The organism is Flagellimonas profundi, from assembly GCF_017313275.1.
Lineage (GTDB): Bacteria > Bacteroidota > Bacteroidia > Flavobacteriales > Flavobacteriaceae > Flagellimonas > Flagellimonas profundi.
In genome coordinates, this window is sequence record NZ_JAFLNM010000002.1 from 420,455 (window position 1) to 441,539 (window position 21,085).

General features: G+C 41.9%; 21 protein-coding genes. 10 read left to right on the forward strand and 11 right to left on the reverse strand.

Annotated features, from left to right (window positions below; genetic code table 11):
• Positions 1-368 precede the first annotated feature (368 nt).
• Positions 369-1,337 (reverse strand): tryptophan--tRNA ligase, encoded by a 969-nt coding sequence (trpS, locus tag J0654_RS10835; protein ID WP_207028833.1) that lies wholly within the window; start codon positions 1,335-1,337, stop codon positions 369-371.
• A 113-nt stretch (positions 1,338-1,450) separates the two neighbouring features.
• Here trpS and J0654_RS10840 point away from each other — a divergent pair, with 113 nt between their 5' ends.
• On the forward strand, positions 1,451-2,182 hold the full coding sequence (locus tag J0654_RS10840) for a lysophospholipid acyltransferase family protein (RefSeq protein WP_207028835.1): 732 nt from the start codon (positions 1,451-1,453) through the stop codon (positions 2,180-2,182).
• A gap of 24 nt (positions 2,183-2,206) precedes the next feature.
• Here the strand turns inward: J0654_RS10840 and J0654_RS10845 are convergent, their stop codons facing one another.
• From J0654_RS10845 to recA, 5 genes are all read right to left on the reverse strand, one after another.
• On the reverse strand, positions 2,207-3,325 hold the full coding sequence (locus tag J0654_RS10845) for a histidine kinase (protein ID WP_207028837.1): 1,119 nt from the start codon (positions 3,323-3,325) through the stop codon (positions 2,207-2,209).
• Positions 3,326-3,518: 193 nt separating this feature from the next.
• The gene (locus tag J0654_RS10850; protein WP_207028839.1) at positions 3,519-4,973 is read right to left on the reverse strand and encodes an outer membrane beta-barrel protein; all 1,455 of its coding nucleotides are present in this window, start codon (positions 4,971-4,973) and stop codon (positions 3,519-3,521) included.
• Between the two features lie 8 nt (positions 4,974-4,981).
• Positions 4,982-5,512 carry an RNA polymerase sigma factor gene (locus J0654_RS10855; RefSeq protein WP_207028841.1) on the reverse strand — a complete coding sequence of 177 codons (531 nt, stop codon included), beginning with the start codon at positions 5,510-5,512 and terminating at the stop codon, positions 4,982-4,984.
• Between the two features lie 26 nt (positions 5,513-5,538).
• Positions 5,539-5,979 carry a hypothetical protein gene (locus J0654_RS10860; RefSeq protein ID WP_207028842.1) on the reverse strand — a complete coding sequence of 147 codons (441 nt, stop codon included), beginning with the start codon at positions 5,977-5,979 and terminating at the stop codon, positions 5,539-5,541.
• 97 nt (positions 5,980-6,076) lie between these two features.
• Positions 6,077-7,084, reverse strand: a complete 1,008-nt coding sequence (gene recA, locus J0654_RS10865) for a recombinase RecA (protein WP_207028844.1) — start codon at positions 7,082-7,084, stop codon at positions 6,077-6,079.
• A 272-nt stretch (positions 7,085-7,356) separates the two neighbouring features.
• On the opposite strand from recA, the gene trhO reads away from it, so the two are divergent.
• The 8 genes from trhO to J0654_RS10905 all read left to right on the forward strand — a co-directional run bounded on the left by trhO (position 7,357) and on the right by J0654_RS10905 (position 15,176).
• The gene (gene trhO / locus J0654_RS10870; RefSeq protein ID WP_207028846.1) at positions 7,357-8,388 is read left to right on the forward strand and encodes an oxygen-dependent tRNA uridine(34) hydroxylase TrhO; all 1,032 of its coding nucleotides are present in this window, start codon (positions 7,357-7,359) and stop codon (positions 8,386-8,388) included.
• A gap of 102 nt (positions 8,389-8,490) precedes the next feature.
• On the forward strand, positions 8,491-9,651 hold the full coding sequence (locus J0654_RS10875; protein ID WP_207028848.1) for a PSP1 domain-containing protein: 1,161 nt from the start codon (positions 8,491-8,493) through the stop codon (positions 9,649-9,651).
• Positions 9,641-10,132, forward strand: coding sequence for a gliding motility lipoprotein GldH (locus J0654_RS10880; protein WP_207028850.1), 492 nt, complete (start codon positions 9,641-9,643; stop codon positions 10,130-10,132). Before J0654_RS10875 ends, J0654_RS10880 begins: the two co-directional genes overlap by 11 nt.
• A complete protein-coding gene (locus J0654_RS10885; protein ID WP_207028860.1) occupies positions 10,132-12,462 on the forward strand; it encodes a transglycosylase domain-containing protein in 2,331 nt (776 codons plus the stop codon). Before J0654_RS10880 ends, J0654_RS10885 begins: the two co-directional genes overlap by 1 nt.
• 100 nt (positions 12,463-12,562) lie before the next feature.
• Positions 12,563-13,270: a CoA transferase subunit A gene (locus tag J0654_RS10890; protein WP_207028862.1), complete on the forward strand. Its 708-nt coding sequence runs from the start codon at positions 12,563-12,565 to the stop codon at positions 13,268-13,270.
• Between the two features lie 11 nt (positions 13,271-13,281).
• A complete protein-coding gene (locus J0654_RS10895; protein ID WP_207028864.1) occupies positions 13,282-13,638 on the forward strand; it encodes a four helix bundle protein in 357 nt (118 codons plus the stop codon).
• Positions 13,639-13,681: 43 nt separating this feature from the next.
• On the forward strand, positions 13,682-14,338 hold the full coding sequence (locus J0654_RS10900; RefSeq protein ID WP_207028866.1) for a CoA transferase subunit B: 657 nt from the start codon (positions 13,682-13,684) through the stop codon (positions 14,336-14,338).
• 319 nt (positions 14,339-14,657) lie between these two features.
• Positions 14,658-15,176 carry a GNAT family N-acetyltransferase gene (locus J0654_RS10905; protein ID WP_207028868.1) on the forward strand — a complete coding sequence of 173 codons (519 nt, stop codon included), beginning with the start codon at positions 14,658-14,660 and terminating at the stop codon, positions 15,174-15,176.
• On the opposite strand, the gene J0654_RS10910 is transcribed toward J0654_RS10905, so the two are convergent.
• Complete coding sequence (locus J0654_RS10910) at positions 15,162-15,482, reverse strand: hypothetical protein (RefSeq protein WP_207028869.1); 321 nt, start codon at positions 15,480-15,482, stop codon at positions 15,162-15,164. The two genes, J0654_RS10905 and J0654_RS10910, sit on opposite strands and share 15 nt — an antisense overlap.
• Positions 15,483-15,621: 139 nt before the next feature.
• On the opposite strand from J0654_RS10910, the gene J0654_RS10915 reads away from it, so the two are divergent.
• Positions 15,622-16,326, forward strand: coding sequence for a helix-turn-helix domain-containing protein (locus J0654_RS10915; RefSeq protein ID WP_207028871.1), 705 nt, complete (start codon positions 15,622-15,624; stop codon positions 16,324-16,326).
• A gap of 11 nt (positions 16,327-16,337) precedes the next feature.
• On the opposite strand, the gene J0654_RS10920 is transcribed toward J0654_RS10915, so the two are convergent.
• The 4 genes from J0654_RS10920 to J0654_RS10935 form a co-directional block, all read right to left on the reverse strand.
• Positions 16,338-17,483 (reverse strand): methionine aminotransferase, encoded by a 1,146-nt coding sequence (locus tag J0654_RS10920; protein ID WP_207028873.1) that lies wholly within the window; start codon positions 17,481-17,483, stop codon positions 16,338-16,340.
• A complete protein-coding gene (locus J0654_RS10925) occupies positions 17,476-17,955 on the reverse strand; it encodes a very short patch repair endonuclease (RefSeq protein ID WP_207028875.1) in 480 nt (159 codons plus the stop codon). The genes J0654_RS10920 and J0654_RS10925 overlap by 8 nt, the downstream gene beginning before the upstream one ends.
• 372 nt (positions 17,956-18,327) lie before the next feature.
• Positions 18,328-19,074 carry a succinate dehydrogenase/fumarate reductase iron-sulfur subunit gene (locus J0654_RS10930; protein WP_207028877.1) on the reverse strand — a complete coding sequence of 249 codons (747 nt, stop codon included), beginning with the start codon at positions 19,072-19,074 and terminating at the stop codon, positions 18,328-18,330.
• Positions 19,075-19,080: 6 nt separating this feature from the next.
• Entirely contained in the window at positions 19,081-21,084 is a 2,004-nt protein-coding gene (locus J0654_RS10935; RefSeq protein WP_207028879.1) for a fumarate reductase/succinate dehydrogenase flavoprotein subunit, read from the reverse strand.
• Position 21,085 lies beyond the last annotated feature (1 nt).

A 21,085-nucleotide genomic window follows, 5' to 3' on the forward strand; every position in this document is an offset into this window, starting at 1 on the left:
CTTCATCCTCGTTTCACTCACATTCAGAATGACAAAGTGGGCTTGTAACTTCAACTTGTCATACTGAGCAAAGCGAAGTATCTCGAACAAAAGATAAAATCAACAGGGGATTCTTCATCCTTACTTTGTTCGTCTTCAGAATGACAGGTACTGTGAAGACTTGTGTCATACTGAGCAGAGCGAAGTATCTCAGTGGAGCATTGATGAGATTCTTCATCCTCGTTTCACTCACATTCAGAATGACAAAGTGGGCTTGTAACTTCAACTTGTCATACTGAGCAAAGCGAAGTATCTCGAACAAAAGATAAAATCAACAGGGGATTCTTCATCCTCACTTTGTTCGTCTTCAGAACGACAGGATGGGCAATTTAGTAACCCAACTTTTCGCGAACTCTCGCCAACACTTCATCGGCGACTTTACGGGCTTTTTCTGCACCAAAGGCCAGTGCTTCGTCCACTTCGTTTTTGTGGCTCATATAGTATTCAAACTTTTCCCGTGGTTCTTCAAACCTCTCCAAAATAAGTTCGTACAATGCCTGTTTGGCGTGACCGTAGCCATAGTTCCCAGCTAGATAATTGGCACTCATTTCCTCTATCTGCTCAGGGGAAGCCAATAATTTGTACAAAGCAAATACATTATCCTTGCTCGGGTCCTTGGGGTCTTCCATTGGTGTGCTGTCCGTAACAATGCCCATGATCTGCTTTCGCAACTTTTTGTCCGGTTGGAACAAATTGATGAGGTTGCCGCGGCTTTTACTCATTTTTTCGCCGTCGGTTCCGGGCACGTACATAGTTTGCTCGTGTACCTTTGCTTCGGGCATTACAAAAGTTTCGCCCATTTGATTGTGAAAACGTGAGGCCACATCGCGTGTCATTTCCAGATGTTGCAACTGATCTTTCCCTACAGGAACAATATCCGCATCATACAGCAAAATATCGGCTGCCATTAACATAGGGTAGGTGAACAGGCCTGCGTTTACATCTTCCAACCGATCGGCCTTGTCTTTAAATGAGTGGGCCAATGTTAATCTTTGATAAGGAAAAAAACAGCTCAGGTACCAGGCCAACTCAGCGGTTTGAGGAATATCGCTCTGTCTGTAAAAAACGGTCTTTTCAATATCAAGGCCAAATGCCAGCCAAGCGGCCGCAATAGCATAGGTATTGTTCCGTAGCAGTTCCCCATTTTTAATTTGGGTGAGCGAGTGCATATCGGCAATAAAGAGAAAGGAATCGTTTTTGGGGTCTTCCGCCATTTCAATGGCCGGTGCAATTGCCCCCAAAATATTACCTAAATGTGGTGTTCCTGTACTTTGTATTCCTGTCAGAATTCGGGCCATTCTTAATTTTTGCCCGTAAAAGTACGCATCCGTGACTTATAAAAAAAGTGACATGTTTCTTAAAAAACCGGTTGTTTTTAAAGTAAAATCTTGAAATGCGTTACTTTTGACAGATGCTTCGAGTAATCAAAAATGCAGGGCATTTGTTGTATAGGGTCTGGTTCTATATTTTGGTTACCGTTCCCATTTTCTTGTTTTTTCCGTTTTTGCTCGTGTTTACCATTTCGGAGAGGACCTATGCTCAATTTTTTTGGTTGGCCCGGAATTTATGGGCCCGTCCCATTCTATACGGTATGGGCTGCATTCCTGTAGTTATACGTCAACAAAGGATGATTCAAAGAAAGAGTTACATGTTGGTTGCCAATCACACCAGTATGTTGGATATTATGTTGATGCTTTATGTTAGTAGAAACCCCTTTGTTTTTGTTGGTAAAAAGGAATTGGTGAACATTCCCATTTTTGGCTTTTTCTATAAAAGGGTCTGTATCATGGTAGATCGAGATAGTGTTCGGAGCAGAACGGCCGTTTATCGGAGGGCCCAAAGGAGATTGGACCAAGGTTTGAGCATATGCATTTTTCCTGAGGGGGGAGTTCCTGAAGAAGATGTGGTTTTGGACAAGTTCAAGGACGGGGCATTTAAAATGGCCATTGCCCATAAAATTCCAGTGGTGCCCATGACTTTTTATGATAACAAGAAAAGGTTTTCATTTACATTTTACAGTGGAGGACCGGGCCCTATCAGAGTTAAGGTCCATCAGTTTTTTGAAACAGGTATTTTGAGCGCGGAGGACACTTCCACACTAAGGGAAGAGGTCAGGGAAACCATTCTTGACGGACTGACCTGAACCTTCTTATATTCAAGGCTTTATTTAAACAAGATTCGGAAGCTGTATAACTTTATGTTTTCTATGTATTCCATTATCAAAAGAACTGGTTGTTTTATGGGAAATACCATAGCCTTTAACGGCATTTATCAGTTCAATCTGGTCTTTCCATTTCATCATATTTTCCCTGTACCAACGGTTTTCCAGGTTTTCGGATCCTAAGCCTTTGCAATGATAGTGCACTTCTATCCGCACCATATTTTTTAAGGCTTTTATGCCAATTTTGAAATGTTGGTCGGTAACACCGTTTATAACGGATTGCTCGACCATATTCTCAAATAGCGTAAGTATTACAAATGCGGGTATTACCGCTTCTTCGGACTCGACACTGTTCTCCTTTTCGATGGATATGGTGTAATCGAACGAATCGTCGTACCTCAACTTTTGAAGCTTAAGGTACCAATGCAACATATCGATTTCGGCATATAGCGAGGCCGTATCCTTGCCAAGCTGCTTCAAATAAAAACGAACAAGCCTGCTGAATGTGGAAAAGTAGTCAAGGGCCAATTTTGTGTTCTGGGATGTTATAAAATATTGTATGGCATTTAGGGAGTTAAAAACAAAATGGGGATTTAATTGTGAATTGAGTGTTCTTAACTTAAGCTCCAACATTTCCTCCCGTACTTGTATGAGCTTCCTTCGCTTTTCCAAAAGTCTTTTGTTTGCCCTAACGCTTTTAATTTTTATCGCACAGATGGAAGCTATTGCGGAAAGCATTTTTAGATGCCGTTCGGAAAAGAAGTTTTTTGCGGGGTGTTCACAATCAATTACGCCATAAAGGATGTCCTCATAAGCGATGGGGACACAAATTTCCGAGAGCCTATTGTCATCATCGACTATATAACGGGAATCTGCAGATGTGTCGGGAATTAACTCCGGTTTCCCCGTTTTTGCCACGCTTCCTGTAATCCCTTTACCAATAGCTATTTCCACCGGATTATAAAGCGTTCGGTCTTTTGGGCTTTTTGCATTGTAAGCAGCTTTTTGTACCAGTAAGGTGTCATTTTCATCCACCAAGTAGATCACACAGTCGACAAACCCCAATTTTGAGATACAGTTCTTTGCAACATCCCATAGAATGTCTTCTTCGTTTTCCTTTCCCATAAGTGATTTGGAAAAGTATATGAGAATGTCTTCAAACTGATCAGCTTTCACATTTTCTAAGGGGTTGGTTCAAGTTTACGTAATTAATGTAAGAAAAATACACGGATTTTTACCAATAAAAAAACGCTCCAAATAAATGGAGCGCTTAATTGATTGCATGAAGGAGCAATCTTCCTAACCAACTTTTTACATGTTAAAACCTAAAACTAAAACCGCTATAAACACCAATGGAGTAAGGCCTAAAATCACCTGAAACATTGGAAAAAGTATTTAGTTGGTATTTAAAAACAGGTTCTACATTGAATCTTATTTTTGGACTGAACTTATAATTGAGCCCCATACCCACATTGGCACTAAAATTCAACGAATTAATATTATTCGCTTCGCCCATTTCCGTAACCAAATCATTGGACTCCAGTAAAACGGCATTATCAACAAGAAAGAGTGAGCTTACGCCCCCAATAAGGTCAACACCAAATTTTTTGTCCATAAGAACATAGTTCAGTTCCAGTGGGACTTCAATATATCCAAGTTGTTGAACCATTTTTCCATCTAACGAAGGCGCAGTGTTCAGTGCTATTTCTTTAGAGTTGACAGCCGGCGTGTTTTTGGCATTGTCCTTACTTTGAACCACAATGGATTCTGAGTTTGGACTGTAATCAATATTTGCGATTTTATCCGTTGAAGCTGCTCGCAAGGTAGAGGAGAAAAGCACATCGTTGGTGCTATATCCATAGTTTACACGATGGACCCCTGAGCGAATCTTTAATTTTTTTCCCACTTCGTAGGCTACGGTAAGGCCATAACTCAGATTTAGTTTTCCCGATTTTGAATTGGAAGAGAAGTCGGGCCCAACGGGCGAGCCATCTCCGGAAGCATCAAAATAGACGGGAGCCACGGACGGACCTACCGACCATTTTCCGGATTTGTTTTCGGCAATGGCTTCCTCCTCCTCACGCTGTTCTTCCATTGCATCATAGATGGATTTTTTTTCAGGCTGCTCCTTTTTATCCGTTTCCTGTGAAACTTTATTGCCTTTCTCCGAAGGACCAGTTATGTTTTCTTCCTGGGTTTCTCCAGTATTCATAGCTATGGCAGCGCTATTTCTTGAACTATTTTGTTCTGTGGAAACAGCAACAGCATCAGTCAAACGGTTGTTTTTAGTTTGATTTTCCTCACGTAAACCATTCTTGCTTGAAATGGAAGACGAATTCTCGGCAATCGATACAGCTTTATCTTCATCCGTTTTATTTATGGTTACTTGATTGTTCTCTGATCCAGAGTTGTTTCCATTGGAAGTATTTGCCAATTCCCCTTCTTCATTTTCAGAAGTGATTGTGGCAGGATTGGAATCTTCGCTTTCCGCTTCCACTGACGTACTGGACTCTTGAGGAACGGAAATATTTTCCGTATCCGTGACCGTTTGTTCGTTTACTGGTTCCTCAGTAAATGGATTGAATACCAATAGCAGCAGTACAAGGGCAGCGGCAACGCCCCCCAGACTCCACCAAATGGGTATCACCCGCTTTTTTTGTTTCTTTTTGTCCAAAGAGGCTTCAATGGAGCTCCATACTTTTTCGTCTGGAACTTCTTGAAAATCCTTAAAACGTTCTTTGAACAATTGCTCTAAATTCTTTTTCCCCATCATTGTTCTGTTTAAGCAATGTTTATTTTGGTTTTTTCTATTTTATCCCTCAAAATTGCTTTGGCGCGTGCCAAATTGGACTTTGAGGTACCCGTGGATGTCCCCAACATCTCACTTATTTCCTTATGACTATAGCCGTCCAATACATAAAGGTTAAAGGTTAACCTGTATTTGTGCGGAAGCTCTTGAATATATCCCAAAAGGGTGGATAGACTAATGTCCGTATCCTCTGTATCAACCTCTACTTCGTCTTCTGTATTTTCCGAAACAAGGTTGAGGTATTGGTCTTTTCTGTATTTCTGAAGTACGGTGTTTACGGTTATCCTTTTGATCCAGCCCTCAAAAGATCCTTTGAAGCTAAACTGATCGACCTTGTCGAATATGGTCATAAAACTGTCGTGCAGATTGTCCTCCGCCTCTGTTTTGTTTTTGGAATACTTGAGGCACATACCATAAAGGATACCGGAATACCTCCGGTACAGCTCAGCTTGTGCCTGTCGATTTCCCTTTTTACAGTTATGTATCAATTCTTCAAGATCCAAATGTTGGTCAATTCTGGATTACTATCTTAATTTGTAGGTTCCGCCATCGTTACTGGAACTGTATACTCCAAATAGGTGGCATTTCCATCCGCATCATCGCCGGCATAAAACCTAAAGGTATACTCATCGCTATAAATAACGTTGAACCTTAATGTGGCCACAACTTCCTCAACGGCTTGGGTGCAAACTCTGTTTTCATCTGTCAACACAGAACCGATTACCACAACATCCCGACCGGTTTCTGCAGTTTGAACCACATCAAAACCTTCAAAAAAGGTACAACCATTCGGTCTTAAAAAGGTTACTTCAATATCGTAGGTTTCACCAAATTCAAATGATTCCGGCACATCTGCCTCCACAGTATTCAAGGCAGTAAAGTAAAAATTGGGGGAATCATCGTCCACCTCACAAGAGATGAACCATGAGCATGCCACAATCAAAATAAAGGGCATTAGCACTTTTTTCATAACAAAATCCTTTTACTCCCTAGATGTTCAGTACTAGCAAGGGTTGCGTAGGATTTTATAACCAAAAGTTAATCTACTAAAAAAATCGATAAAAAGGTTATTCGCTTACCGCAGCGATGGCCTCCCTTATTTTACCTTCCAATTCTTCGGATAGTTCGGGGTTGTCCAAAAGAAGTGATTTTACAGCGTCTCTACCTTGACCAAGTTTCGTATCTCCATAACTGAACCACGAGCCACTTTTCTTGACAATTTCGTAGGCAACTCCCAAATCTAGGATTTCTCCAATTTTTGAGATTCCTTCACCGTACATAATATCGAACTCTGCTGTTTTAAATGGCGGGGCAACTTTGTTTTTCACCACTTTTACACGGGTTTTGTTCCCTTGTACGTCACCATCAGTACTTTTTATTTGGGTGGACCTTCTAATATCCAACCTCACGGAAGCATAGAACTTAAGAGCGTTTCCACCAGTGGTTGTTTCAGGGTTTCCGAACATGACACCGATTTTCTCCCTCAATTGGTTAATAAAGACCACCGTACATTTTGTTTTACTGATGGTGGATGTCAGTTTTCGCAAGGCTTGTGACATCAGTCTGGCGTGTAATCCCATTTTGGAATCGCCCATTTCCCCTTCGATTTCACTTTTAGGGGTCAAAGCTGCCACGGAATCGACTATTACAATGTCAATAGCCCCTGAGCGAATCAGGTTATCTGCAATTTCCAAAGCCTGCTCTCCGTGATCGGGCTGGGAAATGATCAAGTTATCGATATCAACACCAAGTTTTTTGGCATAAAAACGGTCAAAAGCATGTTCTGCATCAATAAAAGCGGCAATACCACCAGCTTTTTGAGCTTCGGCAATGGCATGTAAGGTCAATGTGGTTTTACCAGAAGATTCCGGACCATATATTTCTACAACCCTTCCTTTTGGATATCCTCCAACACCAAGGGCAATATCCAACCCCAATGAGCCAGAAGGAATAACCTCGACATCTTCAACAACACTGTCCCCCATTTTCATGACAGCACCTTTGCCGTAGGTTTTATCTAGCTTATCAAGTGTAAGTTTGAGGGCCTTTAATTTTGCATCTTTCTCTTTGCTCATGGTAAAAATTATTAGGAAGGCTAAAATACCATTTCTTTAAATATGCTACAAAGAGCACGCAACCTTTTTAATAACATTACATCTTAAGTGTACTAACTCATCTACATAGAGCTAACTTTAGCTCACAATTGCTATGAGGAAGAAAATAGCTGTGAACAAGAAACAGTGGATCAGGGGGCCGTTAACAGGCCCTTTTGATTTACTCTGCCATTAATTCCTATCTTTGCCCCCACATTTTTAAAGAACCATTCTTTAACTTAATCAGGTATAGCATGCAACTGTACAATACATTAAGTGCAAAAGAAAGGGAAGCCCTTATTGAGGAAGCCGGAAAAGACCGGCTTACCATCTCTTTCTATAAATATGCACATATAGGAAACCCTCAAATTCTGAGGAACCATCTTTTCTTGGCTTGGAACGATATGGAAGTGCTTGGCCGCATTTACGTGGCCCAAGAAGGAATCAACGCTCAGCTTTCGGTTCCTGCGGACAACTTCAATGTTTTTAAGGAGCACTTGGACAGCATCTCATTTTTGGAAAATGTACGATTGAACATTGCCATTGAGCAGGACAACAAATCATTTTTAAAGCTGAAGGTAAAGGTCCGCAAAAAAATCGTTGCCGATGGTTTGAATGATGACACTTTTGATGTGACCAACAAAGGAATCCATGTAGGTGCTCAACAGTTCAATGAACTTATTGAAGATGAGAACACCGTTTTGGTGGATATGCGGAACCACTACGAAAGTGAAATAGGCCATTTTAAAAATGCCGTAACTCCCGATGTGGATACCTTCCGTGATTCCCTCGATATTATTGAACAAGACCTGGCAGAGCACAAGGAAGACAAAAAATTGGTGATGTACTGCACCGGAGGTATACGCTGCGAAAAGGCAAGCGCATATTACAAGCATAAAGGCTTTAAGAATGTCTATCAGCTGGAAGGCGGAATTATTGAATACACCCGACAAGTGCGCGAAAAGCAACTGGAAAATAAATTTCTTGGCAAAAACTTTGTTTTCGACCACAGAAGAGGGGAACGTATTTCTGAAGAAGTGATCGCACATTGTCACCAATGTGGCAAGCCTTGCGACACTCATGTGAACTGTGCCAATGAAGCCTGCCATTTGTTGTTTATACAATGTGAGGAGTGCGCCGAAAAAATGAACAATTGCTGCTCCGTGGATTGTATGGAAGTGCACGCATTGCCCTACGAGGAACAAAAACGTTTGCGTAAAGGCAAGGGAGCCAGCAATAAAATATTTAAGAAAGGTCGCTCTCCTGTCTTGAAATACAAGAAATAGCATTTCACTACTGCAACAAATTGTACTATATTTACAACTAGTAATTTTTATGAACCCTTTTTAAGGAAGTGCTTTAAGTTTCCTTAAATCAAGATATTATATATGGCGTGTAGCAGTTGTTCAACCGGCAAGGATGGACAACCGCGTGGTTGCAAGAACAATGGTACTTGCGGCACTGATGGTTGTAATAAGCTAACAGTCTTTGATTGGCTTTCCAATATGTCGTTGCCCAACGATCAAAAACCCTTTGATTGTGTTGAGGTGCGTTTCAAAAACAGTAGAAAGGAATTTTTTAGGAATACGGAGAATCTCTCGTTGTCCATTGGCGATGTGGTGGCCACCCAGGCCAAATCCGGTCACGATGTCGGGGTGGTTACCTTAACAGGTGAATTGGTTAGGATACAGATGAAACACAAAAAAGTATCTCCGGACGACAAGACCATCCCTAAAATCTACAGAAAAGCTACCCAGCGAGACATTGATATTTGGCAAAAATGTCGTGATAAAGAAGAAGGGATTAAAAAGCGTTCCCGCGAAATAGCCATTTTATTAAAACTTCAAATGAAGTTGAGTGATGTGGAGTTTCAAGGCGATGGCTCCAAAGCCACATTTTATTACACAGCCGATGATCGAGTGGATTTTAGGCAATTGATCAAGGATATGGCCAAGGCTTTTGGCATCCGTATTGAAATGCGCCAAATAGGGTATAGGCAGGAGGCCCAGCGATTGGGGGGGATTGGATCTTGCGGTCGTGAACTTTGTTGCTCCACTTGGTTAACGGATTTCAGGTCCGTGAGCACTGCATCTGCCCGTTATCAACAACTGGCGCTGAACCCACAAAAATTGGCAGGACAATGTGGTAAGCTAAAATGTTGCCTCAACTACGAATTGGACATGTACTTGGAGGCACTTAAAAACTTTCCGCCATCCGATTGCAAATTGAAGACCAAAAAAGGCATCGCATTTTGCCAAAAGGCCGATATTTTTAAAGAAACCCTTTGGTTTTCCTACAAAGATGAGCCAGCAACATGGCATACACTCAGCAAAGACCAAGTATTGGAAATCTTGGAATTGAACAAGAAAAACGAGAAAATTGCTAGCTTGGAGGAATATGCCGCAGACAATGTAATTGAAGAAAAAACAACTTTCGAAAATGTAGTTGGTCAAGATAGTCTTACTCGTTTTGATAGGCCAAAAAAGAAAAAACGCAGAAAGAAAAAACGCAGAAAACCAAAATCTAAAGCATCTTCCAATGCGAAATAAATTTTTGTTACTACTTATTGCGGTCCTCGCCCTATCATCCTGCAATGAGTCGTTGGTTTATTCCGACTATACGCCCATCAAGGATGGTAAATGGGAGATGGACCAAGGTGTCGACTTTCAGTTCTCTGAACTGGATTCCACCCAGACCTACAATATGTTCATCAATATCAGAAATGATGATACGTTTGCCTTTAGCAATTTATTCCTGATTACCGAGTTAGAATATCCGAGCGGAAATACCGTTAAGGATACATTGGAATACAGAATGGCCGAATCCAGCGGGGAATGGTTGGGAAAAGGTATGGGAAGCGTCAAGGAAAATAAACTTTGGTACAAGGAAAAGATCGATTTTCCGAATTCTGGCGTATATAAAGTGAATGTTTCCCATGCCATGCGTAAAAATGGCGATGTGGAAGGCCTTCATGTTTTAGAAGGAGTAACAGATGTTGGTTTGGAAATAGAAAAAGCACCCAAATTATAATGGCAAAGAAGCGTCAAAAAAAACAGAAACAAAATTTTCTTCCTTTTATTAAGTGGTTCTGGATTTTATTCGGGGCAGGAGTACTTTCCGTTGTACTTATTTTTCAATTGGCTTCCTGGGGAGTATTCGGGGAAATGCCCACGTTCGAACGTTTGGAAAACCCAAGTACCAATTTGGCAACGGAGTTTATCTCATCGGATGGAGAAACATTGGGTAAACTATACCTTAACGATAACAGGACCCCAGTTACTTATGACGGACTGCCCGAGAATTTGGTGAATGCATTGGTTGCAACCGAAGATGCTCGTTATTTCGATCACTCAGGAATAGATGCGAGGGGAACACTTAGGGCCGTGGCCTATTTAGGCTCGAAAGGTGGGGCAAGTACCATTTCCCAACAGCTCTCGAAGTTGTTGTTTACGCAAAAACCTTCTGGAGGAATAGAACGGATCATTCAAAAAATAAAGGAATGGGTGATAGCGACCCGTTTGGAAAGACAGTATACCAAAGAAGAAATCATAGCGATGTACTTAAATCAATATGACTTCATTAACAATGCAGATGGTATACGTTCCGCAGCCAGAATTTATTTTGGAAAAGAACCAATCGATTTAAGAACGGAAGAATCCGCTGTTTTGGTGGGCATGCTTAAAAACTCATCCCTTTATAACCCTATGCGCCGGAAGGAACTGGTATTGAACAGAAGGAATACGGTGCTCGGTCAAATGGCCAAATACGGGTACATTACCGAAGAGGAAAAGGATTCGCTCCAAGCGTTGGAGATGAAAATCAACTTTAATCCGGAATCCCACCGAGAAGGTTTGGCCACCTATTTTAGGATGTATCTTCAACGTTGGTTGAACAATTGGGTGAAAGAAAACCCAAAACCGAACGGCGAAGAATATAATATCTATCTGGATGGCTTGAAGGTATATACCACTGTGGATTCCAGAATGCAACGTAATGCCGAGGAAGCCGTGCAAGAACACATGAGTAATTTGCAGGCGGAGTTTTTTCATCAAAACACACCGCAAAGAAATGCGACAGCACCCTTTTTGGATATTTCCAGGGGCGCTATTGACACGATTATGCGAAGTGCCATGAAGCGATCGGCCAGATGGCGTCATTTAAAAAGAGAAGGCCTGTCCGAAAAAGACATTGAAGCCACTTTTCAAGAAAAAACGGAAATGACCGTTTTTGATTGGAACAGTGATTCCTATGAAAAGGATACTATTATGACCCCGATGGATTCCATAAGGTATTACAAAACCTTCCTTCGCACCGCCATGATGTCCATGGAGCCGCAAACAGGTCATGTAAAAGCGTGGGTCGGGGGAATTGACTATAAACATTTTCAATATGACAATGTAATTCAAGGAGCCAGACAAGCAGGTTCTTTGTTCAAGCCTTTTGTATATGCTGCGGCAATTGACCAATTGCGCTATTCGCCTTGTTACACCCTTCCCGATAATCAATATTGTATTGAGGCCGGCAAGCATGGAAATATGGAAATGTGGTGCCCTCACAACTCTGATGGGACGTATTCTGGAGAAAATTTGACATTAAAAAGCGCCTTGGCCAATTCGGTGAATTCAGTTACGGCACAGCTTATTGACAGAGTAGGACCAGGTTCTGTAGCCTCAATAGCTAAGAGTATGGGAGTTACCAAGGAAATACCTCCGGTACCTTCCATTGCATTGGGTACGCCCGATGTAAGTGTCTATGAAATTGTGGGTGCTTTCGGTACTTACGCCAACCAGGGCGTATATGTAAAGCCTGTAATGGTTACCCGTATCGAAGACAAAAACGGAACCGTGCTTTACGAATACAAACCAGAAACCAAAGATGTATTGAGTAAAGATGTGGCCTATGCCATGGTCAACCTTTTGGAAGGGGTTACCGAATACGGATCAGGTGGAAGGTTGCGACACACCTTTGGTAAGGACCAAACCGTGTACAAAGAAATTATAACGGGTTACCCCTACGAACTGACTAATCCCATAGCAGGAAAAACAGGAACCACTCAAAATCAAAGTGATGGATGGTTTATGGGGATGGTGCCCAATTTGGTGACCGGTGTTTGGGTAGGTGGTGAGGACCGTTCCATCCATTTCGAACGATTGGCTTATGGACAAGGAGCTGCCATGGCTTTGCCTATTTGGGCTTTATACATGAAAAAGAACTACGCCAACGAAGAAATTGGTGTATCAAAAGAAGCTTTTGAAGAGCCTGAAGAAATGTCGATTAATATCGATTGCTCCAAGGAGCAAGAAGATGAGGAGGAAGAAAAAATTGATACTGAAGACGATTTGGACGATTTGGATTTTTAAGTCAAAACCATTTCGACAAAATAAAGCCCCAAGCATATCCTAATTTGCTTGGGGTTTTTTTATTTAAATCGTAATTTCAGGGAATATAAATAAGAATTCTATGATCAATAAAAAAGTTGCCAATGTTGCCGAAGCTTTAAGTGGTGTCGAAGATGGCATGACCTTTATGTTGGGCGGGTTTGGTCTGTGTGGAATACCGGAAAACGCTATTGACGAATTGGTCCGTTTGGGCATCAAGGATATCACCTGCATCTCAAACAATGCCGGGGTGGACGATTTTGGTCTTGGGCTGCTCTTACAAAAGCATCAAATCAAGAAAATGATTTCCTCGTATGTCGGCGAAAACGATGAGTTTGAACGTCAAATGCTTAGTGGTGAGCTCGAAGTGGAACTGACCCCTCAAGGCACGCTGGCCGAAAAATGTAGGGCGGCGCAAGCAGGGTTCCCTGCCTTTTATACTCCTGCAGGATACGGAACCGAAGTGGCAGAGGGAAAAGAAACACGTGAATTTGACGGAAAAATGTACGTGCTTGAGCCTGCTTTTAAAGCCGATTACGCTTTTGTAAAAGCTTGGAAGGGTGATGAGGCCGGCAATCTTATTTTTAAAGGAACAGCCCGTAATTTTAATCCCTGTATGTGTGGAGCTGCGACGATAACCGTAGCTGAAGTGGAAGAACTCTTGCCCGCAGGAAGCCTCGACCCGAACGAGATTCATATCCCGGGGATATTTGTACAGCGAATTTTCCAAGGAGAAAAATTTGAGAAAAGAATAGAGCAACGAACAGTACGTAAAATGGAATCAATGTAATAAATTAACCAATGGTTAAAAGGGAAAATGTAATCGTTGCCAAATCCGTTGATTTTGCCCTAAGGATAATTGATTTTTGTGAAGTTCTGGAAAAGAAACAAAAATTTGTTGTTGCTAATCAACTACTAAAATCTGGAACCAGTATTGGCGCTAATATTCACGAAGCACAGAATGCAGAGAGTAGAGCTGACTTTATTCATAAAGTAAAAATTGCCTTAAAAGAACTTGAAGAAGTGAAATATTGGTTGACCCTTTGTGAAAAGGCAGAAAATTATCCTTTTGAACCAACTTTAAAAGATGACATAAAGGAGTTAGGATTAATCATGTATAAAATTATTAGTACGAGTAAAAAGAATCTGAAAAACTAAAATTGATTCATTGCTACATTAAAAACATTAGAACATTTTTGATATGTTAGATAAGAACGGAATAGCAAAACGAATTGCAAAAGAGGTCAAGGACGGATATTATGTGAACCTTGGTATTGGAATACCAACCTTGGTCGCCAACTTTGTACGTGACGATATAAGTGTTGAGTTCCAGAGTGAGAACGGTGTATTGGGCATGGGTCCATTTCCATTTGAAGGAGAAGAGGATGCGGACATTATTAATGCCGGAAAGCAAACAATAACCACTTTGCCCGGCGCCTCTTTTTTTGACTCGGCCATGAGTTTTGCCATGATTAGGGGGCAGCATGTGGATTTGACCATTTTGGGAGCTATGGAAGTTGCTGAAAATGGTGATATCGCCAATTGGAAGATTCCTGGAAAGATGGTGAAAGGAATGGGCGGTGCAATGGATTTGGTTGCATCCGCAGAAAACATCATTGTGGCCATGATGCATACCAATCGAGCAGGAAAATCCAAATTATTGAAACGATGCACCTTGCCATTGACGGGGGTTGGATGTGTAACCACCATTGTGACCAATCTTGCCGTATTGGAGGTTACCGAGGATGGATTTAAATTACTGGAAAGGGCTCCTGGTGTTTCGGTCAAGGAAATCGAAGAGGCCACTGAAGGGAAATTGGTTGTGGAAGGAGATATTCCCGAAATGAATATTTCATAAATATCCTAGGCTTTTTTACAACAAAAATAAGTGATTACACAACATAAGTTTTAAATTGCCATTCATCGATAATATATTTGGTTATATCGAATTTTTTACCCAAATTAACACCGTTAAACCCCGTAACCATGGCACTAAAATCAAAAACTACGATGGACGAAAATGTACAAGTTTACAGAAATGATTTTTTCACAGGTTTTATGCTTTTGATCAAGAAGCTTTTTATGCTATAGATCAGTATTTATCCCCCTGAAAAATATGGAGCCAACGTTTTGTTAGGCTCTTTTTTTTGCAATAATTTTAGGCAAAAGCGATTGCTATGCCCTTATCTGTTCGGGAATGTGTCAGATCTGATTTGGAAACCTTGGTCGTGATGTCCAAAAACACTTTTTCCGAAGCGTTTGAGAAGGACAACGACCCCGAAGATTTCCAAGCGTACATTAAAGAGGCGTTCCACCCCGACAAGCTTGCCGCAGAACTGGCGAATAGGAACAGTCTTTTCTATTTTGTGTTTGATGATGATGAAATCGTCGGCTACTTTAAATTGAATATTGGTGCGGCACAGACCGATGTTCATGATCCCAATGCTTTGGAAATTGAACGCATTTATGTACTGGGAAACCATCAAGGTAAAAAGATAGGCTCCTGGATGCTCCAACAAATAACCGCATTGGCCAAAACCTTTGGTAAGGTCTACATTTGGCTAGGGGTTTGGGAGCACAATCCAAATGCAATTCGTTTTTATCAAAAGCATGGGTTTGTAAAATTTGGGGAACATCCGTACTACATTGGCAGCGACAAACAAACAGATTGGTTGCTACGGTTAAATGTTCAATAAATTTCCAAGGTAAAGCATGTCCCCTTCAGCCTGTAATTTATGGGCAATAGTGTTTTCAAATGCCGCATGGATAAGCAGGGAAATGGCATGGGCATTTAACTTTGTTAAACTATTGGTCCGGTAAACCACATCTCGGATAGTGGAAAAGCTCACATTGCACTTTATGGCAATATTGGCAAAATCGTTTTTAGAAGTATTCCTTCTTAGCACTTCGGAAAGTTGTTCGGTAATCGGCTTTCCATAATCTTCTTCTCCAAAAATCAATTCAGTTTTTACAAGCGGCCCAAGGCCTTTGATTGAACCCATACATATGTAGTGTTTATGATTTATATGTCGGGGTCTTATCCTATTTTCTATATTTGGCCTGTAACCCAATTACAGAAAACTAGATAAATTGCTGCGTTAAGTGCATATTGCGTAACAATATTACACAATATAGAAATAAATGTATATAATTAAGCAGTTAAGGAGAAAAAATAGTATCAGTCAATCACAATTGGGTAAAGAAATTGGGGTCAGTTTGCGTACTATTCAACTCTACGAACGCAAGGACGCCAACATTCCTATTAAAAACCTCACCAAGATCGCGGAGTATTTTGGGCTCACCATTGCAGAGCTATACATGCATGAGGTCAACGATATGGGAGAGGCCTATACCAAACGACAGCCTTTTATCAAACATGGAAGTGTTTTTTACCCTTTGGAGCACGGAAAGTATTTGGTAATGGCTCCGCTTGTATTGGTGGAGTGGCATCAAAAGTACATAAAGGATGTACAGAAGGATAACCTCATCAATCCGTTTCAAGGTGGATTTATTATTGACTTTTTGACCGATGAACCCCATCGCATTTTTGAAGTGTCCGGTGATTCCATGGATGATAAAAGTGCAGCTGCCATTCCGAATAAAGCCTATGTGCTTGGGCTGGAAATCAAAAAAGAATCTTTGACCCGTAACAATGAAACCTATTGGAACCGATCTTACGTATTGGTTTGTACGGACAGGATTATCTGTAAGCGGCTTACAGGGTATCACAAGCAACATAAATCGCTAATGTGCCATAACTTGAATACGTCGCCGGAGTTTCAGGATTTTGAACTGCATCTGGATGATGTATTGCAGGTCTTTAAGGTTGTGAAAAAGCAGTTTTAACCCCTCAACACTCAAATTGAATTCAATATTTGGGAGGCTTTGTCCAAAACATCGTTGGTCTTCGCAAAGCAAAACCGAAGGAATTTCTTGTCATAATCCGACTTGCAAAATACAGAGACAGGAATACTCGCAAGCTTATGTTCCTTGATCAAACGTTCCGCAAAAACCGTATCCTTTTCGTCCGTGATTTCCGAGTACTCCAACAATTGAAAATAAGTGCCGGCCGAAGGAACCATTTTAAATCTGGAGCCTTTGATGGCATTTAAGAAAACATCCCGTTTCTCTTGATAAAAACCACCGAGATTTAGATAATGCTGGGAATCATTTAAGTATTGGGCTAGAGCAAGTTGCAGCGGATGGTTTACCGAAAATACATTGAACTGGTGCACTTTTTGAAATTCCCGCATCAAAGGTTTTGGGGCTACGCAATAGCCCATTTTCCAACCAGTGGCATGAAATGTTTTTCCAAATGATGAACAAATGACACTCCTGACAGCCAAATCTGGATATTTCGACGCACTCTCATGCAACTTGCCATCAAAAACAATATGTTCATAAACCTCATCGCTTAACAAGATGATATCGGTATCCCTTAAAATTTCTTGAAGCTGTAGCATATCGTCTTTAGACCAAATGGTGCCCGTAGGATTGTGCGGAGTATTACAGATGACCATTTTGGTTTTTGGGCTTATGGCCGATTTAAAAGCGCTCCAATTCATTTTAAAATCATTTCCCACTAAAGGCATCGCGACACTTTTGCCACCAAAAAGGGATATGGCGGGTTCGTAGCAATCAAAGGCGGGCTCTATAACAATCACTTCATCTTTGGGGTGCACAAAGGCAGCAATGGTGGTGAAAATCGCTTGGGTTGCACCGGCCGTAACGGTGATTTCAGATTCAGGATGATAATAGGTGCCATACAAACGCTCAATTTTTTCTGAAATGGCCTCCCGAAGGGATAGAGCCCCTTGCATAGGTGCATATTGATTGTTTCCTTTTTTATAAGCTTCGCTCACGAGTTTCAGAAGTTCCGGGTCGGGGTCAAAGTTTGGAAATCCTTGGGATAGATTTATGGCATTGTGGGCACTTGCCAGCTGACTGATGGTTGTAAAAATGGTAGTACCCACATGAGGTAGTTTCGATAGTGGTTCAATCATTGGCGTGATGTTCTTTTAAAGCGTTGAGGACTTTTTCCAGGCAACTTTCCAAGTCTTTTTTCACTTCGGTTTCCCAAAAGCGGAACACGGTGTAACCCATTTGCTCCAATGCTTCGTTCACTTCTTGGTCTCGTTGTATGTTGCGTTCAATTTTGGGAATCCAAAACTCGCGGTTGCTCTTTATCTTATGTTTGCGTTCTTCCCAATTATGCCCGTGCCAGAACTCCCCATCAATAAATATGACGGTTTTGTACTTTTTTAATGCAATATCAGGCCTTCCAATGAGCTTTTTGTAATCCACGCGATATCTGTATCCCGATCGCCATAACGCCTTTCTGAAGGCAAGCTCCGGCTTGGTGTTTTTACCACGTATTTTCCCCATGATCTTGGAACGCTCGGGTGTGGTGTAAAAACCGGATTCCTCATCGAACCGTGGTACTTTTATACGCTCTTTTGGGTATTCTTTGGGCATACCGTAATATACACAAGTTTACAGCAAAAGTAAATAACTGTATGGTATAGTTAAGGTCTTTCAGTCAAAGGTATTGTTTGTCATTCTGAGCACAGCGAAGAATCTCTTTGAAGGTAAAGGGTTGAAAGGTGAAAGAATTGACACGGTTTGCACGAATCCACACTAATTTATAATGTAAAAATGGCTGCGGTGTCATTTCAAAATGAGGAATATAGGGACGAGTGAGAAATCTGGATGTCTTTTGAGATTTCTCACATTCGTTCGAAATGACATAGGGTTTAAAGGCAAAAGGGATGGACACGATTTACGAGAATTAAAAAACCCAAACTCCTAATGGAATTTGGGTTTTCTATATAGTTTAGGATAGCGTTTTTATCCCTTCAAAGTAGCGGATAAGTACTCACGGTTCATTCGCGCAATGTTGGTCAAGGAAATACCTTTAGGGCATTCCACTTCACAAGCTCCGGTGTTGGTACAGTTACCAAAACCTTCCAGGTCCATTTGGCGAACCATATTTTGCACACGCTCTGTAGCTTCGATTCTTCCTTGGGGCAACAAGGCAAATTGAGAAACTTTGGCAGAGGTAAACAACATGGCACTTGCATTTTTACAAGCCGCCACACAGGCACCACAACCAATACAGGTGGCGGCGTCCATTGCTTCGTCCGCTGCGTATTTGTTAATTGGGATGGTGTTGGCATCCACCGTGTTACCAGAAGTGTTTACGGAGATATATCCACCAGCTTGCTGAATGCGGTCAAAAGCGCTTCGGTCCACAACCAAATCCTTGATCACGGGAAATGCTTTGGCTCGGAACGGTTCGATAACAATAGTGTCCCCATCATTGAACTTGCGCATGTGCAATTGGCAAGTGGTCACCATTCTATCCGGGCCATGGGGTTCACCATTGATTTGTAAGGAACACATGCCACAGATACCTTCCCTACAGTCGTGATCAAACTCCACGGGTTCTTCTCCTTTGGAGATCAAGTCTTCATTTAAAATATCCAGCATCTCCAAGAACGACATATCACCTTCTACACCATCTAGGGTATAATCAACTATTTTTCCAGGTGAGGATGCGTCTTTTTGACGCCATATTTTTAGATATAATTTCATAGCTTCTTATTTGTAGGATCGTGTCTTCAGTTCAATATTTTCGTATACCAAATCCTCTTTGTGCAATTTGGCATCTTTTGGCTCGCCTTTGTATTCCCAAGCGGCCACATATTTAAAGTTTTTATCATCGCGGAGCGCCTCGCCTTCTTCGGTCTGGTACTCTTCACGGAAGTGTCCACCACAGGATTCGTTTCTCTCCAAGGCATCTTTGGCGAAAAGCTCTCCCAGTTCCAAGAAGTCGGCAACACGTCCAGCTTTTTCCAACTCTTGGTTTTTGGAATCGATGCTTCCGGGAACTTTAACATTCTCCCAGAAATCTTTTCGTAGCGCGGAAATTTCCTTGATGGCTTCTTTAAGTTCTTTTTCGTTACGGGCCATACCACATTTGTTCCACATGATCTTGCCCAGTTTTTTGTGATAATAGTCCACGGAATGGATTCCTGAACCGCCCGTCAACTTCTCCATTCTTTCACGGACCTGTTGCTCCGCCTCTTCAAACTCCTTGGAGTCTGTTGGAATGGCACCTGTTCTAATATCATCGGATAAGTAATCACCTATAGTGTAAGGCAGAACAAAATATCCGTCGGCCAGACCCTGCATCAAGGCGGAAGCTCCCAAACGGTTGGCGCCGTGGTCACTAAAGTTGGCCTCTCCTGCCGCGTAACAACCGGGAATGGTGGTCTGCAAGTTATAATCTACCCAAAGGCCTCCCATGGTATAGTGTACCGCAGGATAGATCATCATTGGAGTTTTATATGGATTCTGATCCACGATTTTTTCGTACATCTGGAACAGGTTTCCATACTTGGCCTCCACTACCTCTTCACCCAATTTGGTGATGGTTGCTTTGTCTGGATTTTTAAATCCAGAGGTCAGGGCTTTTTCCTTTCCATACCGTTCAATGGCAGATGCAAAATCCAAGAACACGGCTTCACCAGTTTTGTTTACTCCAAAGCCGGCATCACAACGTTCCTTGGCAGCTCTGGAAGCCACATCTCGGGGCACCAGGTTACCAAATGCGGGATACCTTCTTTCCAAATAGTAATCCCTGTCTTCTTCAGCCAGTTCCGTTGGCTTCAGTTTGCCTTCGCGAATGGCAATGGCATCCTCTTTTTTCTTAGGTACCCAAATACGTCCATCGTTTCTGAGCGACTCGGACATCAATGTCAATTTGGATTGATGGTCACCTGAAACAGGAATACAGGTTGGGTGGATTTGTGTAAAACATGGATTGGCAAAGAAAGCGCCCTTACGGTGTGCTCTCCATGCGGCCATTACGTTACTTCCCATGGCATTGGTGGAGAGGAAGAATACATTTCCGTAACCTCCAGTTGCCAAAACCACTGCATGGGCACTATGTCTTTCAATTTCACCGTTTACCAGGTTTCTGGCGATGATACCTCTCGCTTTGCCATCCACCAAAACCAAATCCATCATTTCGTGACGGTTGAAGGCTTGGATCTTACCACGGTTAATTTGACGGTTCATGGCAGCGTAGGCTCCAAGCAATAATTGTTGCCCGGTCTGTCCTTTCGCATAAAATGTCCTGGATACGAGTACCCCACCAAAAGAACGGTTATCCAACATACCTCCATACTCACGGGCAAAGGGAACCCCTTGTGCCACACATTGGTCAATGATGTTGCCCGATACTTCTGCCAATCGGTAAACGTTGGCTTCACGGGAGCGGTAATCGCCACCTTTTATGGTATCGTAGAAAAGGCGGTAATTACTATCACCATCTCCTTGATAGTTTTTTGCTGCGTTGATTCCACCTTGGGCAGCAATGGAGTGAGCCCTACGTGGAGAATCTTGATAACAGAATGTTTTTACGTTGTAACCCAACTCGGCCAAAGTAGCTGATGCGGCACCACCTGCAAGTCCTGTACCTACAACAATGATGTCGATGTTCCTTTTGTTGGCAGGGTTAACTAGATTGATGTCGTTTTTATGCTTGGTCCATTTGTCGGCCAACGGCCCAGATGGAATTTTAGAGTCCAATATGCCCATA